Source organism: Acinetobacter sp. YH12086 (assembly GCF_013419345.1).
Classification (GTDB): Bacteria; Pseudomonadota; Gammaproteobacteria; order Pseudomonadales; family Moraxellaceae; genus Acinetobacter; species Acinetobacter amyesii.
The window spans coordinates 1-15,415 of the sequence record NZ_VPAF01000008.1 but is presented as its reverse complement, the minus strand read 5'-3'; the positions used below and the strand labels follow the sequence as shown (position 1 = coordinate 15,415).

At 39.2% G+C, this 15,415-nt stretch carries 14 protein-coding genes and 1 tRNA gene; 5 read left to right on the top strand and 10 right to left on the bottom strand.

The window, feature by feature from the left end; translation table 11 throughout:
• The first annotated feature begins 990 nt into the window (after window positions 1-990).
• Window positions 991-2,268, top strand: a complete 1,278-nt coding sequence (gene gltA, locus FTU29_RS10205) for a citrate synthase (protein ID WP_078189909.1) — start codon at window positions 991-993, stop codon at window positions 2,266-2,268.
• Window positions 2,269-2,602: 334 nt separating this feature from the next.
• Here gltA and FTU29_RS10200 read toward each other — a convergent pair whose 3' ends face one another.
• The 5 genes from FTU29_RS10200 to FTU29_RS10180 form a co-directional block, all read right to left on the bottom strand.
• Window positions 2,603-4,243: an NAD(P)/FAD-dependent oxidoreductase gene (locus FTU29_RS10200; RefSeq protein WP_180121687.1), complete on the bottom strand. Its 1,641-nt coding sequence runs from the start codon at window positions 4,241-4,243 to the stop codon at window positions 2,603-2,605.
• Window positions 4,240-5,106: an SDR family NAD(P)-dependent oxidoreductase gene (locus tag FTU29_RS10195; RefSeq protein ID WP_180121684.1), complete on the bottom strand. Its 867-nt coding sequence runs from the start codon at window positions 5,104-5,106 to the stop codon at window positions 4,240-4,242. Before FTU29_RS10195 ends, FTU29_RS10200 begins: the two co-directional genes overlap by 4 nt.
• 12 nt (window positions 5,107-5,118) lie before the next feature.
• Complete coding sequence (locus tag FTU29_RS10190) at window positions 5,119-6,075, bottom strand: metal-dependent hydrolase (protein ID WP_078192996.1); 957 nt, start codon at window positions 6,073-6,075, stop codon at window positions 5,119-5,121.
• A gap of 240 nt (window positions 6,076-6,315) precedes the next feature.
• On the bottom strand, window positions 6,316-7,752 hold the full coding sequence (locus FTU29_RS10185; protein ID WP_180121682.1) for a VWA domain-containing protein: 1,437 nt from the start codon (window positions 7,750-7,752) through the stop codon (window positions 6,316-6,318).
• A complete protein-coding gene (locus FTU29_RS10180; protein ID WP_180121680.1) occupies window positions 7,740-9,242 on the bottom strand; it encodes an AAA family ATPase in 1,503 nt (500 codons plus the stop codon). Before FTU29_RS10180 ends, FTU29_RS10185 begins: the two co-directional genes overlap by 13 nt.
• 165 nt (window positions 9,243-9,407) lie before the next feature.
• Here FTU29_RS10180 and FTU29_RS10175 point away from each other — a divergent pair, with 165 nt between their 5' ends.
• Together FTU29_RS10175 and FTU29_RS10170 are read left to right on the top strand one after the other, a co-directional pair.
• Entirely contained in the window at window positions 9,408-9,920 is a 513-nt protein-coding gene (locus FTU29_RS10175; RefSeq protein WP_218954880.1) for a hypothetical protein, read from the top strand.
• 374 nt (window positions 9,921-10,294) lie between these two features.
• Window positions 10,295-11,920 carry an NAD+ synthase gene (locus tag FTU29_RS10170; protein WP_180121678.1) on the top strand — a complete coding sequence of 542 codons (1,626 nt, stop codon included), beginning with the start codon at window positions 10,295-10,297 and terminating at the stop codon, window positions 11,918-11,920.
• 265 nt (window positions 11,921-12,185) lie between these two features.
• On the opposite strand, the gene FTU29_RS10165 is transcribed toward FTU29_RS10170, so the two are convergent.
• Window positions 12,186-12,262, bottom strand: a tRNA-Met gene (locus tag FTU29_RS10165).
• A 167-nt stretch (window positions 12,263-12,429) separates the two neighbouring features.
• On the opposite strand from FTU29_RS10165, the gene FTU29_RS10160 reads away from it, so the two are divergent.
• Window positions 12,430-12,846 (top strand): hypothetical protein, encoded by a 417-nt coding sequence (locus FTU29_RS10160; RefSeq protein WP_218954879.1) that lies wholly within the window; start codon window positions 12,430-12,432, stop codon window positions 12,844-12,846.
• Between the two features lie 294 nt (window positions 12,847-13,140).
• A complete protein-coding gene (locus FTU29_RS10155; protein ID WP_078189919.1) occupies window positions 13,141-13,581 on the top strand; it encodes a universal stress protein in 441 nt (146 codons plus the stop codon).
• A 105-nt stretch (window positions 13,582-13,686) separates the two neighbouring features.
• On the opposite strand, the gene FTU29_RS10150 is transcribed toward FTU29_RS10155, so the two are convergent.
• The 4 genes from FTU29_RS10150 to FTU29_RS17670 all read right to left on the bottom strand — a co-directional run bounded on the left by FTU29_RS10150 (window position 13,687) and on the right by FTU29_RS17670 (window position 15,045).
• Window positions 13,687-14,004 carry an MGMT family protein gene (locus FTU29_RS10150; RefSeq protein WP_078193003.1) on the bottom strand — a complete coding sequence of 106 codons (318 nt, stop codon included), beginning with the start codon at window positions 14,002-14,004 and terminating at the stop codon, window positions 13,687-13,689.
• A gap of 71 nt (window positions 14,005-14,075) precedes the next feature.
• On the bottom strand, window positions 14,076-14,435 hold the full coding sequence (locus tag FTU29_RS10145; protein WP_180121676.1) for a type I secretion C-terminal target domain-containing protein: 360 nt from the start codon (window positions 14,433-14,435) through the stop codon (window positions 14,076-14,078).
• A 30-nt stretch (window positions 14,436-14,465) separates the two neighbouring features.
• Window positions 14,466-14,912, bottom strand: coding sequence for an Ig-like domain-containing protein (locus tag FTU29_RS17675; protein WP_180121675.1), 447 nt, complete (start codon window positions 14,910-14,912; stop codon window positions 14,466-14,468).
• Window positions 14,887-15,045 (bottom strand): BapA prefix-like domain-containing protein, encoded by a 159-nt coding sequence (locus FTU29_RS17670; RefSeq protein ID WP_180085153.1) that lies wholly within the window; start codon window positions 15,043-15,045, stop codon window positions 14,887-14,889. Before FTU29_RS17670 ends, FTU29_RS17675 begins: the two co-directional genes overlap by 26 nt.
• Window positions 15,046-15,415 lie beyond the last annotated feature (370 nt).

Sequence of the window (15,415 nt, the reverse complement as noted above, 5' to 3'; positions counted from 1 at the left end):
TAATTCGTAGGAAAGCTAGCATAGTCAGACATTACAATATAATAAACTCTGCAGCTGTCTGATCTTATAAACGACAGGGAATTATAAAACGTGAACTTTCAAAACACAAACGAAGACAATTAGGAATTTTGCAAAATATCCTTAAATAAGAATCATTAACAATAACTTCTCTAAAAACAAATACCTTATTCATCTAAGAAAATCATACTATGTTATTGGTTTTAATCAGTTAAATGTAAGTTTCACTTATTGTTTTTGTGTGTATATGGCGATTTAAACTTTTAGACTAAAGATGAACAAATCTAAATCTTTCTTTTCCCACTACATTTTAAAATCTTCCAACACATTCGCCAAGCCATAATCATAAAAATAAATGTGCATCATTTTCTCAAATGATAAAACTGAAAGATCATGAAACGAAATAAGTACTTAGTCTGTGCATAAAAATCTCAGCAACAGCAAATCTGTTTAATAAAACTCCATTTTTTACCTTTCCAATGACAAAAATGTTCATTTATTGATCTTTTAAAGGCGTTTAATTAACTATTTTTTAACCAAACGAACTTTTTTTTAAGTACGATTAAGTCGTTTTAATTATGAATAAGAAAAAAGCAATTTAGAGCCACAGATGTGTGTAAGTTACGAAAATTATAATAATTTAATGAAATAGCGGTCTTGTAATTCATATTTGTTTCAGAGTTTTTAAGAATTAAAAATTGCTTACAATTAAGGCAATAGGCTTTTTTTAATCTGCACCTCCCCTGCAAATTGACTTATTATACTGCGTCGGCACTGTGATTTTACTCATTTTTTAAGCGTATGAATTGTGCTTCATTTCAAGGAATGATCCTCAATTTATATCCATAAGTATAATTGACAAAATTTCAGTTCCCTCTAATCTTAGAGCAAATTTTTGATCTGTCTGATTCTCGCATTAAAAGATTAGTACTGAGTCAGATAAAACATTCACCAGGACAGGAGATCTATTGAATGTCTGAAGCAACTGGCAAAAAAGCCGTTTTACAGCTTGATGGCAAAGAAATTGACTTACCAATTTACAGTGGCACTCTAGGCCCAGATGTAATTGACGTTAAAGATGTGTTGGCCGCAGGTCACTTTACTTTTGATCCTGGTTTTGTCTCAACGGCTGCTTGTGAATCTAAAATCACTTTCATTGACGGCGGTAAAGGTGTTCTTCTACACCGTGGCTACCCAATCGACCAGCTTGCTACTAAAGCAGACTACTTAGAAACTTGCTACCTTCTTTTGAACGGCGAGCTTCCTACTGCTGAACAAAAACAAGAATTCGATGCTAAAGTTCGTAACCACACTATGGTTCACGATCAAGTTGGCCGTTTCTTCAATGGTTTCCGTCGTGACGCTCACCCTATGGCGATCATGTGTGGTGTTGTTGGTGCGCTTTCTGCGTTCTATCACAACGGTTTCGATGTTGAAAACATTGACCACCGCGAAATCACTGCTATTCGCTTAATCGCTAAAGTTCCTACTTTAGCTGCTTGGACTTACAAATACACAGTAGGCCAACCATTCGTTTACCCACGTAACGACTTAAGCTACGCAGAAAACTTCTTGTACATGATGTTTGCTACTCCTGCAGACCGTGATTACAAAGTTGACCCTATTCTTGCTAAAGCAATGGACCGTATCTTCACGCTTCATGCTGACCACGAACAAAACGCGTCTACTTCTACAGTACGTCTTGCTGGTTCTACTGGCGCTAACCCATACGCATGTATCGCTGCGGGTATCGCGGCTCTATGGGGACCTGCTCACGGCGGCGCGAACGAAGCTGTTCTTAAGATGCTTGATGAAATCGGCACTGTAGAAAACGTTGCTCCGTTCATGGAAAAAGTGAAAACTAAAGAAGTTAAACTTATGGGCTTCGGTCACCGAGTTTACAAAAACTTCGATCCACGTGCGAAAGTAATGAAAGAGACTTGTGACGAAGTGTTAACTGCACTTGGTATCAACGATCCACAACTTGCTTTGGCTATGGAACTTGAACGTATTGCGCTTTCTGACGAATACTTCATCAAACGTAACCTATACCCTAACGTAGACTTCTACTCAGGTATCATCCTTAAAGCGATTGGTATCCCAACAGAAATGTTTACTGTAATCTTCGCTCTTGCACGTACTGTTGGTTGGATCAGCCACTGGTTAGAAATGCACAGCGCACCTTACAAAATCGGTCGTCCTCGTCAGCTTTACACTGGCGAAACTCAACGCGATATCCAAGGTCGTTAATTCGAAAGAATTGTGCGAATCTAAAAACCGTCCCTTTGGGGCGGTTTTTTTATGCAGCTAGAATTATTTTGCGCTATTGAACAGCCCCATCTGACTGAATTTTCCAACTCAATCATTAGATAAAACGATGCATCACAAGCTATAAAGTATGGTGTATATTGCTGAATGTATTTTAAATCGCCATTTTCTAGAAAATCTCACACTGTTTCATCAGATAGCGTCATAAAAAAAGCCTAATTCCACGTAGAAATTAGGCTGTAAACAAAAGGTTTAAATATTGATGATGCTTTATTTTGGCTTATTGAGTTAAATAACTTTTATTAAGCAACCTTCTCTAAGCAACCGTCTCATAGTCTGCCAAGTCTACCTGTTTAAGACGCTGCTTTAACTGTTTCAGTGACCACGGCCAAGCTGCAAAATTGCGCCCATTGGCATCTAAGTAATAACTCTTACAACCGCCACTATTAAAGACCGTAGTCTGTAAATGCGTCTGTACTTTTGCATTGTGATAGGCCAATACATTTGGCTTAATTTCAAGCCGTTGTATCTTCTCTTGTTTCATTTTTACCAAAGCATCAACGATATACCCAACCTGTGCTTCTGCAATCCCAATAAATGAGTCATAAACCAAAATATTTGGCCCAAGCACCAAGAAGGCATTAGGTACTTGCGCGATACTGGTACCCAAAAACGCTTCAGGAGAACTGTTTTTCCAAAGTTCTGACAATAACTCCCCTTTGGCATTTTTTACACGCTGCCCAATCGGCGGATGAGAAACTTCAAAACCTGTACCCCAAATAATGACATCGACTTCATGACGTTCACCATTCGCAGCAATAACAGTATTACCTTCTATTTCAACTAAACCATGTGGTACAAGTTCGACATTGGCTTGCTGCAAAGCAGGATAATAGTTATTGGCAAATAAAAGACGCTTACAACCAATAGAAAAGTTTGGTGTAACTTTTTCACGTAATTCAGCATCTTGAATTTGTGTTTTTAACAACTGACGACCCAAATAATTCACAGGCTCTAAAAGCGAAGGATTACGTAGTCCTAAATTAATACCATTTAATATACCGGCCACACTTTTGCGCCAAGTTTCTTGTACTGTTGGAAAGCGGGTAATGATGCCTTTCGCACGGTCATTCAGTGGCAAATCTGCTTTTGGCAATACCCATGGTGCGGTACGTTGAAACACCACCACATTTTTGGCAATAGGTTGAATCTGAGGAATAAACTGAATCGCAGATGCCCCCGTACCAATCACCGCAATACGTTTATCTTTTAAATCATAGGCATGGTTCCATCGCGCAGAATGGAACATTTCACCTTCAAAGCTTTCAATACCTTTAATTTTTGGAATTTGAGGTTCAGTAATCGGCCCAGTGGAAAAAATTACCGTTCTCGCCGCATACTTACCTTTACTCGTCTCCAATTGCCATTGCTTTAATTCCTCATTCCATTCCGCTGCAATCAATTCACAATTGAACTGAATGTTACGATAAAGCCCATGCTGCTCTGCCACATCCTCTAAGTAGTTCAGAATCTCAGGTTGCTTGGCAAATAAATGACTCCATTTATGACTCGGCGCAAATGAAAAAGAATACAACGCCGAAGGAACATCACATCCACAACCTGGATAGGTGTTGTCGCGCCATGTTCCTCCCACGCGATTGGCTTTTTCTAAAACCACATAATCGGTATAACCCCGTTCATTCATTTGATGAGCGGCAGCTAAACCGGATATCCCCGCACCAATCACAATGGTATCGTAGACACGCACTTGATTTTCTACGCTTGGTTTTTCTAGGCTAGGCTCTGACTCTGATTGGTCTTGTACTGCTTTTTTTGCTTTGGCAGAAGACGTTACAGGACGACGTGCATTAGTTTGCGTTGTTGCCTTTTTAGTTTGAGTTTTCTCTTGATCTAATGCTTTTACATCTTCGTCATGTAATTGTGTCGGCATATTCATGCTTTTGCTCCCGACTTTTTAATATAGTTGTTAAATAAGGGATAACCCACCCCCAATAAGCGGGTATAGGTTTGCGGGGATAGACGCTTTAACCACCAAAATAATTTGGCATCAGGTTGCGGAATGGTATACAACTTCCCTGCATCTAAATTATTCAATGTCAAATCGACGACATCGTGGCTCGTCGTAAATGCATGATTCGTCAGCAGTTGATCAGCTAAGCCTGAATATCGATTGGGCAAGCGTCCATTCTTCATGATATTGGTCGGTACCAAGGTTGGGCACAGTACATTCACACGGATATTTGCCGATCTGAGCTCTGCCGATAAAGTTTCAGACAATGCCAACACACTCGACTTCGTCACGTTATATGCTGTCATTTCTGGTGCAGCGGTATATGCCGCAGCAGAAGCAACATTGATAATCGCGCCCCCCTGCTTATTTTGTTTCAACTTGGGTACAAAATAATGGCAGCCATGCACCACACCCCACAAATTGACATGCATGCACCACTGCCAGTCATCTAAACTCAGTTCATCAAATTTACCACCCAGCCCGACGCCTGCATTGTTGATCACCAAGGTCACAGCATGCCCCATCAACTGCTCAGCTTGCTGTGACAGTGCTTTAACTTCTTCAGCCTTACCTACATCACACTGCACTGCATAAGCATTTGATGAGGTCATAGAATGAATTTGATCAACCGTTTCTTGCGCTGCTTCTAGATGAATATCGGCACAGACCACTGTCCCACCACGACGTGCCAACTCCAAAGCAAAGCTTCTTCCTATACCACTGCCTGCACCAGTAACCACCGCGTAGGCGTTTTCACTTGGCTTATTCTTTTTTCCAAATAGACCCATGGTTGTGTCCTTTTATCGTTTTAATGCTGGGGTAAATTCTTTGACAAAATAAGGTGTCAACACACCATCAACAGGGTTCAACAAACGCTTTTTGTAATATTCAAGAAATGCAGAAGTGTCATGGTCATTGGGGTGAAAACTTGGGCGTAAATAATCAAAAATATGCCCGAGGCTGCTGCCATAAACACCATCTTTTAACCCAAAAATCAGTTGGAAACTGCGCGGAACATCTTTCCAGTAGCTTAGGCTAATCAAGTTCGACGGTTTTCTGTAAAACGGTACAATCGAAGCGCCTATCGAAATCAAACCCAAAATGGTAATTAATGCAGGGAAAAAGCCAGCAATACGTAAAGCATAATTACCTGATAATTCTTGATAAACATCATAGGCAATGTCTTTGTGTTCAGACTCTTCCAACATATGCCACATCCAAATAGCGCGCTGCTTTTCATCTATTGAATTAAAAAAGATTTCTTCATGATTCATCATGTATTCCGCAAGCACTGCGGTGAAATGCTCAATTGCTGCCATTAAGGATAACTTCATTGGCTGTGGCATACGTTCAAAACCATAGGCAAAGACGTAGTGTTCTAACTTTCTAAAAAATTGCACAGGCAGATTTCTTGCGCGATACGCTTCATTCATTTCTTCATGCATACGTGAATGAATAGCCTCTTGCCCAATCAACGACGTGACACGTTGTCTTAATACAGGATCTTGAATAAAGTCGCGATGATATCGAGCAGTATCAATCACCAAATCTTCGCCACGGGTTAAGAAAATAGATAAAGATGCAAAATAGGCACTGGCCAATTCTGCATTCATATAAAATTTTGGATCAATTTTTTCTGGTTCAAAATCAAATTTCATATGACGAATAGGAACAACGGCAGACTGTTTTGTTGGGTCAAAGACAGGGCCTGCAAATACGCGTGCTAAAGTTTTTTTTATCGGTTGAAAAGCGCTCATGGTTTTGCTCTCAATTTGGGTGTTTCCCCTTCATTGACTTCATGTCGATTAAAGTAAAAACACATAGATTGAGGATCAAATTAAGTGAGATAGATCACAAGGCCATTAGCAAAACCGACCTCTAGATTTGCAAAAATGCTCAAATATTTTCTTTGTCAGACAATCTTTAAAACATCCATGCTGTATGGCTCAAAAGCTTGTCATTAAAGGTCATGGCGTATTTTTTGTGAGGGACGATTATTAGATTTTTTGCACTTCTCCAGTCGCAGATTGATAGACCCATTGATGATCAAACAGGCTGTCATCTAAATGATCTAGTTTAAAATTACCGATAGCCACAGCATAGAATCCATTGCCCTGCTGCTTCAAATGTGTGATCTCTTGCATGAGTTCTTCAGTCAGTTGACCCATTATAAAGTCGGAAATCACCACCACATCGGCATGTACAAAATTCGGTTGTTTCAGCATGTCCACGGCATGATTCATCGCAGGGATAATATCGGTTCCCCCATGAAATGACTGCCCTAAAAAGTGAATGACATCATCCAAAGCGCTGTTACGCTGTAAATTCAGCGCGGTTAAATTGGTCGAGAAATTCACCAAATACATCGCTCGCTTTTCTTTTAGCGCTCGAATAGATAAATACAAACAAATCGCTTTGGAAATCAGTTCAGGTTGCCCATTCATTGAGCCACTGGTATCTAAGCAGACAATCATCGGGCCTTTTTGTCCGACTCGACGCTGTGTTTGGCGTGGGTCTTCGATCACCCGTCCCTGTTGCTGACCTTGTCGATTAAAACTCATCAGGTTAGATTCTAAATATTTCAAATCAAATAAAACTTGCAAGTCTGGATCGGCTAATAGCGCTAACTCGCTAGGTAAAGCCATACTGAGTTCTTGTGCCAATTTAATTCCAGTAATTTCCTCTTGCGCCATCGGGGTGTGAATAAGCTGCTGTGGCTCTTGTTCTAACTGAGCAGAAATCCGCTTACGTGGTATATTCGGCTGTGCGCTTCCAATCATTTGACATAGGCGTTTAAGCGCCCGATCTTGCTCGAGATAATTCGCCCATTGCTCAAAGTTCTGTACATCGTGCTCTGTTAATTTTCCTTTGGAATAGTCTAGAAAAATCCCAGTTTCAAACCCGACACTGTCATGGTGCTTGACCATTTTCGACAATGTCGCGAGAAAATCTTTGATTTCATCTAAAAAGGCATCTCGTTGTAAACGGAGCTGCTCAAACTCCCAATGTGCAATAGCTTCGGTCAATTTGCGCTGCCATTTGCCTTTGAATAGCTCAACTTGTAATTGACGCTGCTGCTCTGTCAACAACAGTTGTTGGCCCTGTTGCCACATTTCAGTGAATTCTGGAATCCCCAAGGTTTGCATGAAGGCAGCATATTCAGTGTGGAATTGAACAAAATCGCCCTGTTCCCAATGCTTTATCGCAAGCCAATGTTCCAATTGCTGCTGCGCCATTGCATAGGGATGCTGCTGATCTAAACTCGACTTTGCCTGAAAGGCCCATTCCTGAATTTTTTGATCGAGCTTTTTTGCAACTTTATGATCATCCAACCAATGTTTTAAACTGGATTGTTTTAATTCATCATAAAGTTGTGAACTTAATTCATCGAGTGCCGATTGGGTTTGTTGTCGTGTCGGTTTTAATTGCGACATAACTGTTCCAGACGCTCACAATCTTGCAATTGCAACTGATATCGTGCCAATTGCTGCTCAATAGATTGAATTAATTGTTGAATATCCTGTTCAGTGACAAAGACAGAATTGAACTGATGCTTTTGGCCGTTAAAGCGTTCCGTTAACAGATCCAATTCTGTTTGAAAATGTGCTTTGATCTGTTGAACTTCGTGTAATAGCTCATATTGGCTTTGTGCTGAAAGTGCGCTACGTGGACTACCTTTGGTATGTTTTATATATGGCGTCACCACTTCCTCTAAGCCGTAATATCCACCTTTTAACGTACACACTCTTGAACCATTAAAATTACATACGATGCCACGCACTTCTTCACCAGTATCATCTAAAGCAAAGAAGTCCTTTTTCGTATCCATTTTATCCAGTTCAAGATACAACACTTTATCTTTATAGTGTCGATCTAGATTGGTCACTGCACGCAAGTAGTCAATGCCATGAATTAAATAACTCTCATACACATCATCAGTATAATAAAAATGATTGAGCACCCGCTGTTCAAGTGCATCCTTCTCTGCCACATGCTGTTCAAACTGCAACCCGTAATTTAAGCCATTTTCGGCCAATACTTCATCTATCTGCTGTGAAACAAAGGCAATGTCTTCGGGCTGATTCCACAAGCAATGTTTTAAAATTAATAAATCACTCAAAATCACTGATGGACGATCATTTAAAAATGCACAAGCTTTGACTAAATAAGCCACACGTTGCCAACGACGGTCAGAGACATAGACCACGTGATCTTCAAAGTTATGATTGAGTCGATTTTTAAGTTGATCAAACAGATTTAAAATCGATTCGGGTAATTCCACCTGATAAATCTGTTCCCGCCAATCTTGTAGCTCCGCTTTTTTTATTTTTAAAGTTGCATCGACTTCAACACTGACTTGACTCGGCTTGGCCTGTAACAGTGCATGAAAGTTTTCTGCAACAGCAATCGGTGGCACTTCTAAACGCAAAATAAAACGATCATACAAGGCATCTAAGCCTTGATTGGGTTCAGGAATTTCATTCGATGCACTAACCAAAACATTTAATGGAACTTTTTGGACAATGTCACCATTTTTAAAACTCCGCTCATTCACCAAGGTCAGTAAAGTATTTAAAATTGCAGGGCTGGCTTTCCAAATTTCATCTAAAAAAGCAAAATCTGCTCGTGGTAAATAATGTTCTGTTTTACGAATGTATTGATCTTCTTTTAAGGCTTTGATCGATACTGGGCCAAAAATTTCTTCCGGCGTACTGAAACGATTCATCAAATATTCAAAATAGTCATGGACTTCAAAAGCAGAAGCAATTCGACGCGAAATCAAACTTTTTGCTGTGCCGGGCAAACCATATAAAAAGGTATTCATACCCGCAACACCAGCCAACAAACTCAAAGCAATAATCTGCTCGCGTTCATACATATTTTTACTGATTTCAGAAATTAAAGTATTAATCCGTGCTTGCATCTGATTATCTGTTTGACCGAAAACTAAATTGTAACGCCCTAACCGATGTTTCGCTGTAGCAGATGCAAAAATATCGCTTTTTAAATACAGCGCAACAGCGTGATATTGTATTTTCAGGTTATAGTAAAACTACACATCCCTTTGGAACTCTAGAAACTTTTCATCATGTTGCCCTTCTTTCCTACACTCATCCGACTGTTAAAACTTGAAGGTTTTAAATATCGATCCCTCACGGCAGGTGAAATATCCATGTGTCGCAGTGTGTTTGGGGATTTGATTCAATATGAGCAAGTGAAAGTGATGAATCACCCTTTTTTGCCTTGGCAATCGGCGCATGTGGTCATGGCGCCTCAGGGGTATATCCATGCCCGAAATTTACTGTTTAAAGCGGACTATGCCAAAGCGTCTTTAGGATATCGCGCCCTGTTTATTCATGAGATGGCCCATGTTTATCAATACCAGCAACAGATCAATGTTTTGGGTCGTGGTGCTATTTTGCAGATGGCGTATTTCTTCAGTTTTAAAAAATATAATCCATACCGCTATACCCTCAAACCACACAAAGCATTTTTTGACTACAACATTGAGCAACAAGGCGACATTGCTCGTGACATCTATTTAAAGCGAATTAAAAATATTATTTTATATCCAGAACTTGTTCATCACATTGAGCTGTAAAGCGTCCATGCTCTTTGACGAATATTTATAGATAAATTGAATATCGCCAGATCATTCTATTTCACGCTATTGCTCGACCATTGACGCTATTTTAAGTACAAAAAAACAGCATTAATATTTACTTTATGGCACATAAGCTCAGCTAGGCTTTTAAAAGCTATGAATACCTCTAGTATCTCGCTTAAATTCAGATAAAATAGGTTCACCTTATTTTTTTGCTTTGCATCAAAACAAGTGAATTATCATACGATGATGGTGTTTTGTTTTCGCCTTTCGGCAGTATTTTTCGTATCTAAATACACTCGCTGAATAATCACAATAATACAAATCAGTGTGTTAAGTGTATTCACCTATAGGAATAGGATTTAGTTGGAATGAATAGTTTTAAAATTGCACTTGCTCAGTTCTCTCCGCATATTGGTAACCTAGAATCAAACGCAGCAAAAATGCTTCAACAAGCCAATGCTGCAAAAGAACAGAATGCAGATATTATTGTTTTTCCGGAACTTTCTACAGTTGGTTATCCTGCTGAAGATTTATTATTACGTCCAAGTTTAAATAAACGTACACAGCAAGCTTTTGAACAATTGGCGAGCGTTAAGGACATCGTTTTAGTCTTTGGTTTTGTAAATCAAACTGAAGATGGTCAGCGCTATAACTCTGCTGCTGTCATGAAAAATGGTCAAGTTCTCGGGATTTACAATAAACAAAATCTTCCAAACTATAGCGTTTTTGATGAAAAACGTTATTTCAGTGAGGGTCATCAACACCTTGTCTTTGAATATTTAGGTCATAAGTTTGGTGTGTTGATTTGCGAAGATGTTTGGGCATTACCAACTGTTCAACAGCTTGCTCAGTTAAATGTTGAAACTGCTTTGGTTCTAAATGCTTCACCTTATGAAGTTGGTAAACCACAGCATCGCATTGAAACCATGGCTGCATTGACCAAACAATTGAACATCAATTTGGTTTACTGTAACCAAGTGGGCGGTCAAGATGACCTTGTCTTTGATGGCACAAGCTTTGTGATGAACAATTCAGGTGAAGTTGCATTGCAAGCACCGAGTTTTGTTGAAGATCTATATATCGCAGAATACGATGCTGAACAAAAAGCCTTTAAAACAGGTGCAATCACGCCTGTATTAAATACCATGGCTGAAATCTACCAAAGCCTTGTGATCGCAACACGTGACTACGTACAACGTTCAGGCTTCCCAGGTGTGATTTTAGGTCTATCTGGTGGTATTGACTCAGCATTAACTTTAGCGATTGCTGCCGATGCGATTGGTGCAGATAAAGTTCAAGCGGTCATGATGCCATATACTTATACTGCACAAATCAGTGTTGAAGATGCTGCTGAACAAGCCAAAAATATGGGTGTGACTTTTGGAATTGCCGAAATCAATCCAATTGTGAATGGCTTTATGCAAACCTTATTCCCTTTCTTTGGCGCTGCACCGACTGATGCGACTGAAGAAAACCTACAAGCGCGTTCTCGTGGTACGTTGCTAATGGCCTTATCGAACAAGTTTGGCAATTTAGTCCTTTCTACAGGGAACAAGTCTGAATTATCTGTTGGTTACTGTACATTGTACGGTGACATGGTCGGTGGCTTTGCAGTTCTTAAAGACGTTTATAAAACGATTGTATTTGAACTAGCAAAATACCGTAACAGCATTTCAGAAACACCAGTGATCCCTGAACGTGTAATTACTCGTCCACCTTCTGCGGAACTTCGTCCAGATCAGAAAGACCAAGACTCATTACCTGAATATGAAGTATTGGATGCCATCTTGTATGCGTATATCGAAGAAGACATGAGCCAAGATGACATCATTGCCAAAGGTTTTGATGCTGAAGTGGTGAAAAAAGTCATCCGTTTGGTTGATCTAAACGAATACAAACGTCGCCAAGGCGCGATTGGTCCACGTATCAGCTCACGTGCATTTAGCCGTGAACGACGCTACCCAATCGTGAATGGTTGGAAACCGGGTATCTAATTATTCGATTCAAATTAAAAAAAGCCCAGTTCTATAACTGGGCTTTTTATAGGCGCAAAAAACACAGCAGTAAAAATTAAAAGTAATTAAGATGTGTATTTCAAAAGTTAGGACATCAATTCATAACATCAAAGATTTGAGTTCTCTTTTTTTCTACATAAACATCGTAAATAGATCATTTTATTAGTGCTGTAATTATTTCAATCTATTTGACTTTTTCTAGGCACAAAAAAAGAGACCAAGCTGAGAGCTTGGTCTATAAAAATGGTGGCTATGACGAGACTTGAACTTGTGACCCCCGCATTATGAGTGCGGTGCTCTAACCAACTGAGCTACATAGCCGTAAACTGTGGTGGCATTATCTAGATTTCATACATTATCGTCAAGCATTTTTGTTTGCAATTGTTCAGAGTTTAAACAAGCAAAGTTCAAGATGTTACTATTTAAGCAAATCATGCTATTTTTAGCCCTAATTACTATATTTTTTGATTAAAAATTAGAGTTTTATCATGCAATTCAATTCGATAAAAAAAATCTGTCTGACCCTTAGCCTAACCGTTATGACACTGACGGGCTGCCAAATCGTCTCCCCAATTTTTGTTGACTATAATGGTGTGCGACGTGATGTGGCGACTTGGATTAATAAACAGCCTTTATTGAGCATGCAACAAAAGCGCAGCATGGCTCAACTTAGCCGAGCACAGCAACCCATCATTCGACTCGACTTCACTGATCAGGAGAAGTTAGTTAGTGTTGCGCGCGCCAATGAAGCTGCGATGTATTGTGCCAATCAGCATTTATCAGCACGACAGATTCAACGCCTACAAAAACAGATCTTTCCTGAAGATACTTTGCATAAATTAAGCTTGCTTGAGCAACAAGCGTTGCATATTACCCTTACAGAGCAAGAGAAACAGTGTGATTAAAACCATGTCCGCTGTTAAATGAAATTATCAAAGCTCAATTTTTTCTGCACCAAATTGTCTTACAATCTAGACATAGCTGCTTACATTATTGAGCATTTTTGCTATCGCTAAGCGTGTTGAAAACAAGTCCATATTTTTGCAATATTTTTATTGCGAATTTCGCAATATCCTTATGAATTTACTTGGTTTTATTCCAAAATAAAAAAGCGTATGATGAAACTATGATCAATGTAAATAGCGCTTTTTTTCAGGTTTTTCCATCCAAATTCAATTGATCAGATAAGGAGAAATAAGATGGCTTTAAATAATATTTTAGTTCCAGTGGACGGTTCAGAAACTTCTTATGCTGCGGTGGCTAAAGCTGTCGAGTTTGCAAAAACTTTTGGCAGTAAAATTACTGTGGTTCAAGTACTGACGCTCGATCCATATATTGCTGCAGAGTATATTTCAGCAGCGCAAACCAATGATTTAATTGAACGTGCTCGTGCATCGATTTTAAATACACTCGAAGAAGCAAAAGCGAAATTTTCAACTGAAGGTGTCACTGTTGAAACTCGCTTACTTGAAGGTCAAGTGGTGCATACAGAACTGGTTAAAGCTGCAGAAGAAACACATGCGGACTTGATTATCATTGGTTCACATGGCCGTACAGGGATCAAAAAATTCTTCTTGGGCAGCGTAGCTCAAAGTGTACTGGGTGCTTCAGACATTCCTGTTTTGGTTGTGCGCAAATAAGCCATTAGATTTATAGCGTGAAATAAAAAGCCTTCTGATCCTAGAGGGCTTTTTTATTGACTGCGTCATCAATATAAAAAACGCTAAGTTTAAGGCAAGGATTTTTTAGGGTAACCATTGATATTGTTTCAATGAGATGCGTCCATTCACCACAAAGACATTTTCAGCTGCCAATTTCAATTGCTGGATATTTTCACCTTTTTCATTGCAACGCTGCGTGCTGATTTTTCCCTGAGCATTCACCACCCGATGCCATGGGATCGTTGATGTTGCATCTAGATGCTTGAGTACATAGCCAACCAGTCGTGCATGCTTCGGTAAACCCGCTAATTTGGCAATTTGTCCGTAAGTGGCAATCTTCGCCTGCGGTATCAATTGAATGACCGACAAAATTTGCGTTGCCAATTCATCACTCTGCTTCATCTGATCTCCTTTGAGCCGCATAAAAAAGAGAACCCGAAGGTTCTCTTTGATTAATACTTAATTTTGACAGATTAGTACAGAAATTGGTTGTGATCGATTAAGTCTTGCAAAGTCACATCGGTATTTTTCAAAGTGAGTAATTCAACTTTATCACCAAATTTAGATCCTGTTCCATCACGATCAATGCTGATCACAGTGTTGCCCTTGCCATCAGATTTAACCGAAACAAACTGATCAATATTCGACTGATTGACATTTTGACCTTGTAACAAGGCTTTGATATTCACTTTATCGCCTACAGACGAATTAAAGTCATTCCAAGTATCATGTCCATTACCGCCCGTTGCATCGGCTTGATCCAATACTTTATAAATAACCGTATCAATGCCCGCTTTGGTGTTGAATTGATCATTGCCTACTTTATCTATCACAGTGACTTCAATGGTTTCACCCTTGGTTAATTAATTTTTAAATTCAACATCAAAATTCCCTGATAAATCCACTGTGCCTGCGCCAATGACTTTGCCATCTTGATCTTTTACTTCTACCGTTGTACCCGGCTCACCTTCACCTGTGACGTGCTCACCATCATCGGTGATCACCACATCTTTAGACGCGTCAGGTTTAGTCGTATCCTTAGAACCACCAGATGAATCAGATCCACCACCAATAGCCGCACCCAATAAACCAGCACCGGCTGCTCCCGCAATCCAAGGTAAAATTACACCTGTCAAAGAATCGTTATAGAGTAGCGGTTCAATTTCATCTAAAGGTTGGTACTGAATAACATCCGCAATATCACCATTGGCTGTTGTAAATTTTGCCCAATACCATGTACCGTCTTCACCCTCAAATACCAAACTATTGTCTGGTGTCGCCTCACTAAAATAGTTTTGTACAGTAATCACTTCCCCATTTTTTTAAGGTGATTATTACGTCAGCACCATTCTTTGTAATTGAAGTAACATCCTCTTTCCGGATTTTGAGTACGATGACAGAATTTTTGATAAGCCCAACTTGATTGGATTCAACTTGATACAAAACTTTATGACTTTCTTTAGAAATGACAGAAATTTACGACATAGGTAAAACCTCATTTATTTACATTAGGGCCGTTTTTATGTTTTTTTGGTTTTGTAATGAGTTATTGGTGATTAATAATTTCTTTAATTACAAATCATTAAAACCAATTTTTTTAATTGTGTGCGTTATATCATGCTTTGTGTATTTTTTTGCATAATTGTTTGAATATTTTAATATTTTAATATTTTAATATTTTAATATTAAGCCTCTTTCATAAATCAAAAAACGAACAGTCTCTTGCTGATTATTTGTACCGAAGAATTTTAAATATTCATGCATAATCTGCGGATGAAATATATCGATTCAAAGAAGCTTTCTGAAACACAGT

What these genes read in the sequence shown, in the direction of transcription:
- gltA (WP_078189909.1), top strand. Translation starts at nt 991, where the DNA reads ATGTCTGAAGCAACTGGCAAAAAAGCCGTTTTACAGCTTGATGGCAAA.
- FTU29_RS10200 (WP_180121687.1), bottom strand. Translation starts at nt 4,243, where the DNA reads ATGAATATGCCGACACAATTACATGACGAAGATGTAAAAGCATTAGAT.
- FTU29_RS10195 (WP_180121684.1), bottom strand. Translation starts at nt 5,106, where the DNA reads ATGGGTCTATTTGGAAAAAAGAATAAGCCAAGTGAAAACGCCTACGCG.
- FTU29_RS10190 (WP_078192996.1), bottom strand. Translation starts at nt 6,075, where the DNA reads ATGAGCGCTTTTCAACCGATAAAAAAAACTTTAGCACGCGTATTTGCA.
- FTU29_RS10185 (WP_180121682.1), bottom strand. Translation starts at nt 7,752, where the DNA reads ATGTCGCAATTAAAACCGACACGACAACAAACCCAATCGGCACTCGAT.
- FTU29_RS10180 (WP_180121680.1), bottom strand. Translation starts at nt 9,242, where the DNA reads ATGCAAGCACGGATTAATACTTTAATTTCTGAAATCAGTAAAAATATG.
- FTU29_RS10175 (WP_218954880.1), top strand. Translation starts at nt 9,408, where the DNA reads ATGTTGCCCTTCTTTCCTACACTCATCCGACTGTTAAAACTTGAAGGT.
- FTU29_RS10170 (WP_180121678.1), top strand. Translation starts at nt 10,295, where the DNA reads ATGAATAGTTTTAAAATTGCACTTGCTCAGTTCTCTCCGCATATTGGT.
- FTU29_RS10160 (WP_218954879.1), top strand. Translation starts at nt 12,430, where the DNA reads ATGCAATTCAATTCGATAAAAAAAATCTGTCTGACCCTTAGCCTAACC.
- FTU29_RS10155 (WP_078189919.1), top strand. Translation starts at nt 13,141, where the DNA reads ATGGCTTTAAATAATATTTTAGTTCCAGTGGACGGTTCAGAAACTTCT.
- FTU29_RS10150 (WP_078193003.1), bottom strand. Translation starts at nt 14,004, where the DNA reads ATGAAGCAGAGTGATGAATTGGCAACGCAAATTTTGTCGGTCATTCAA.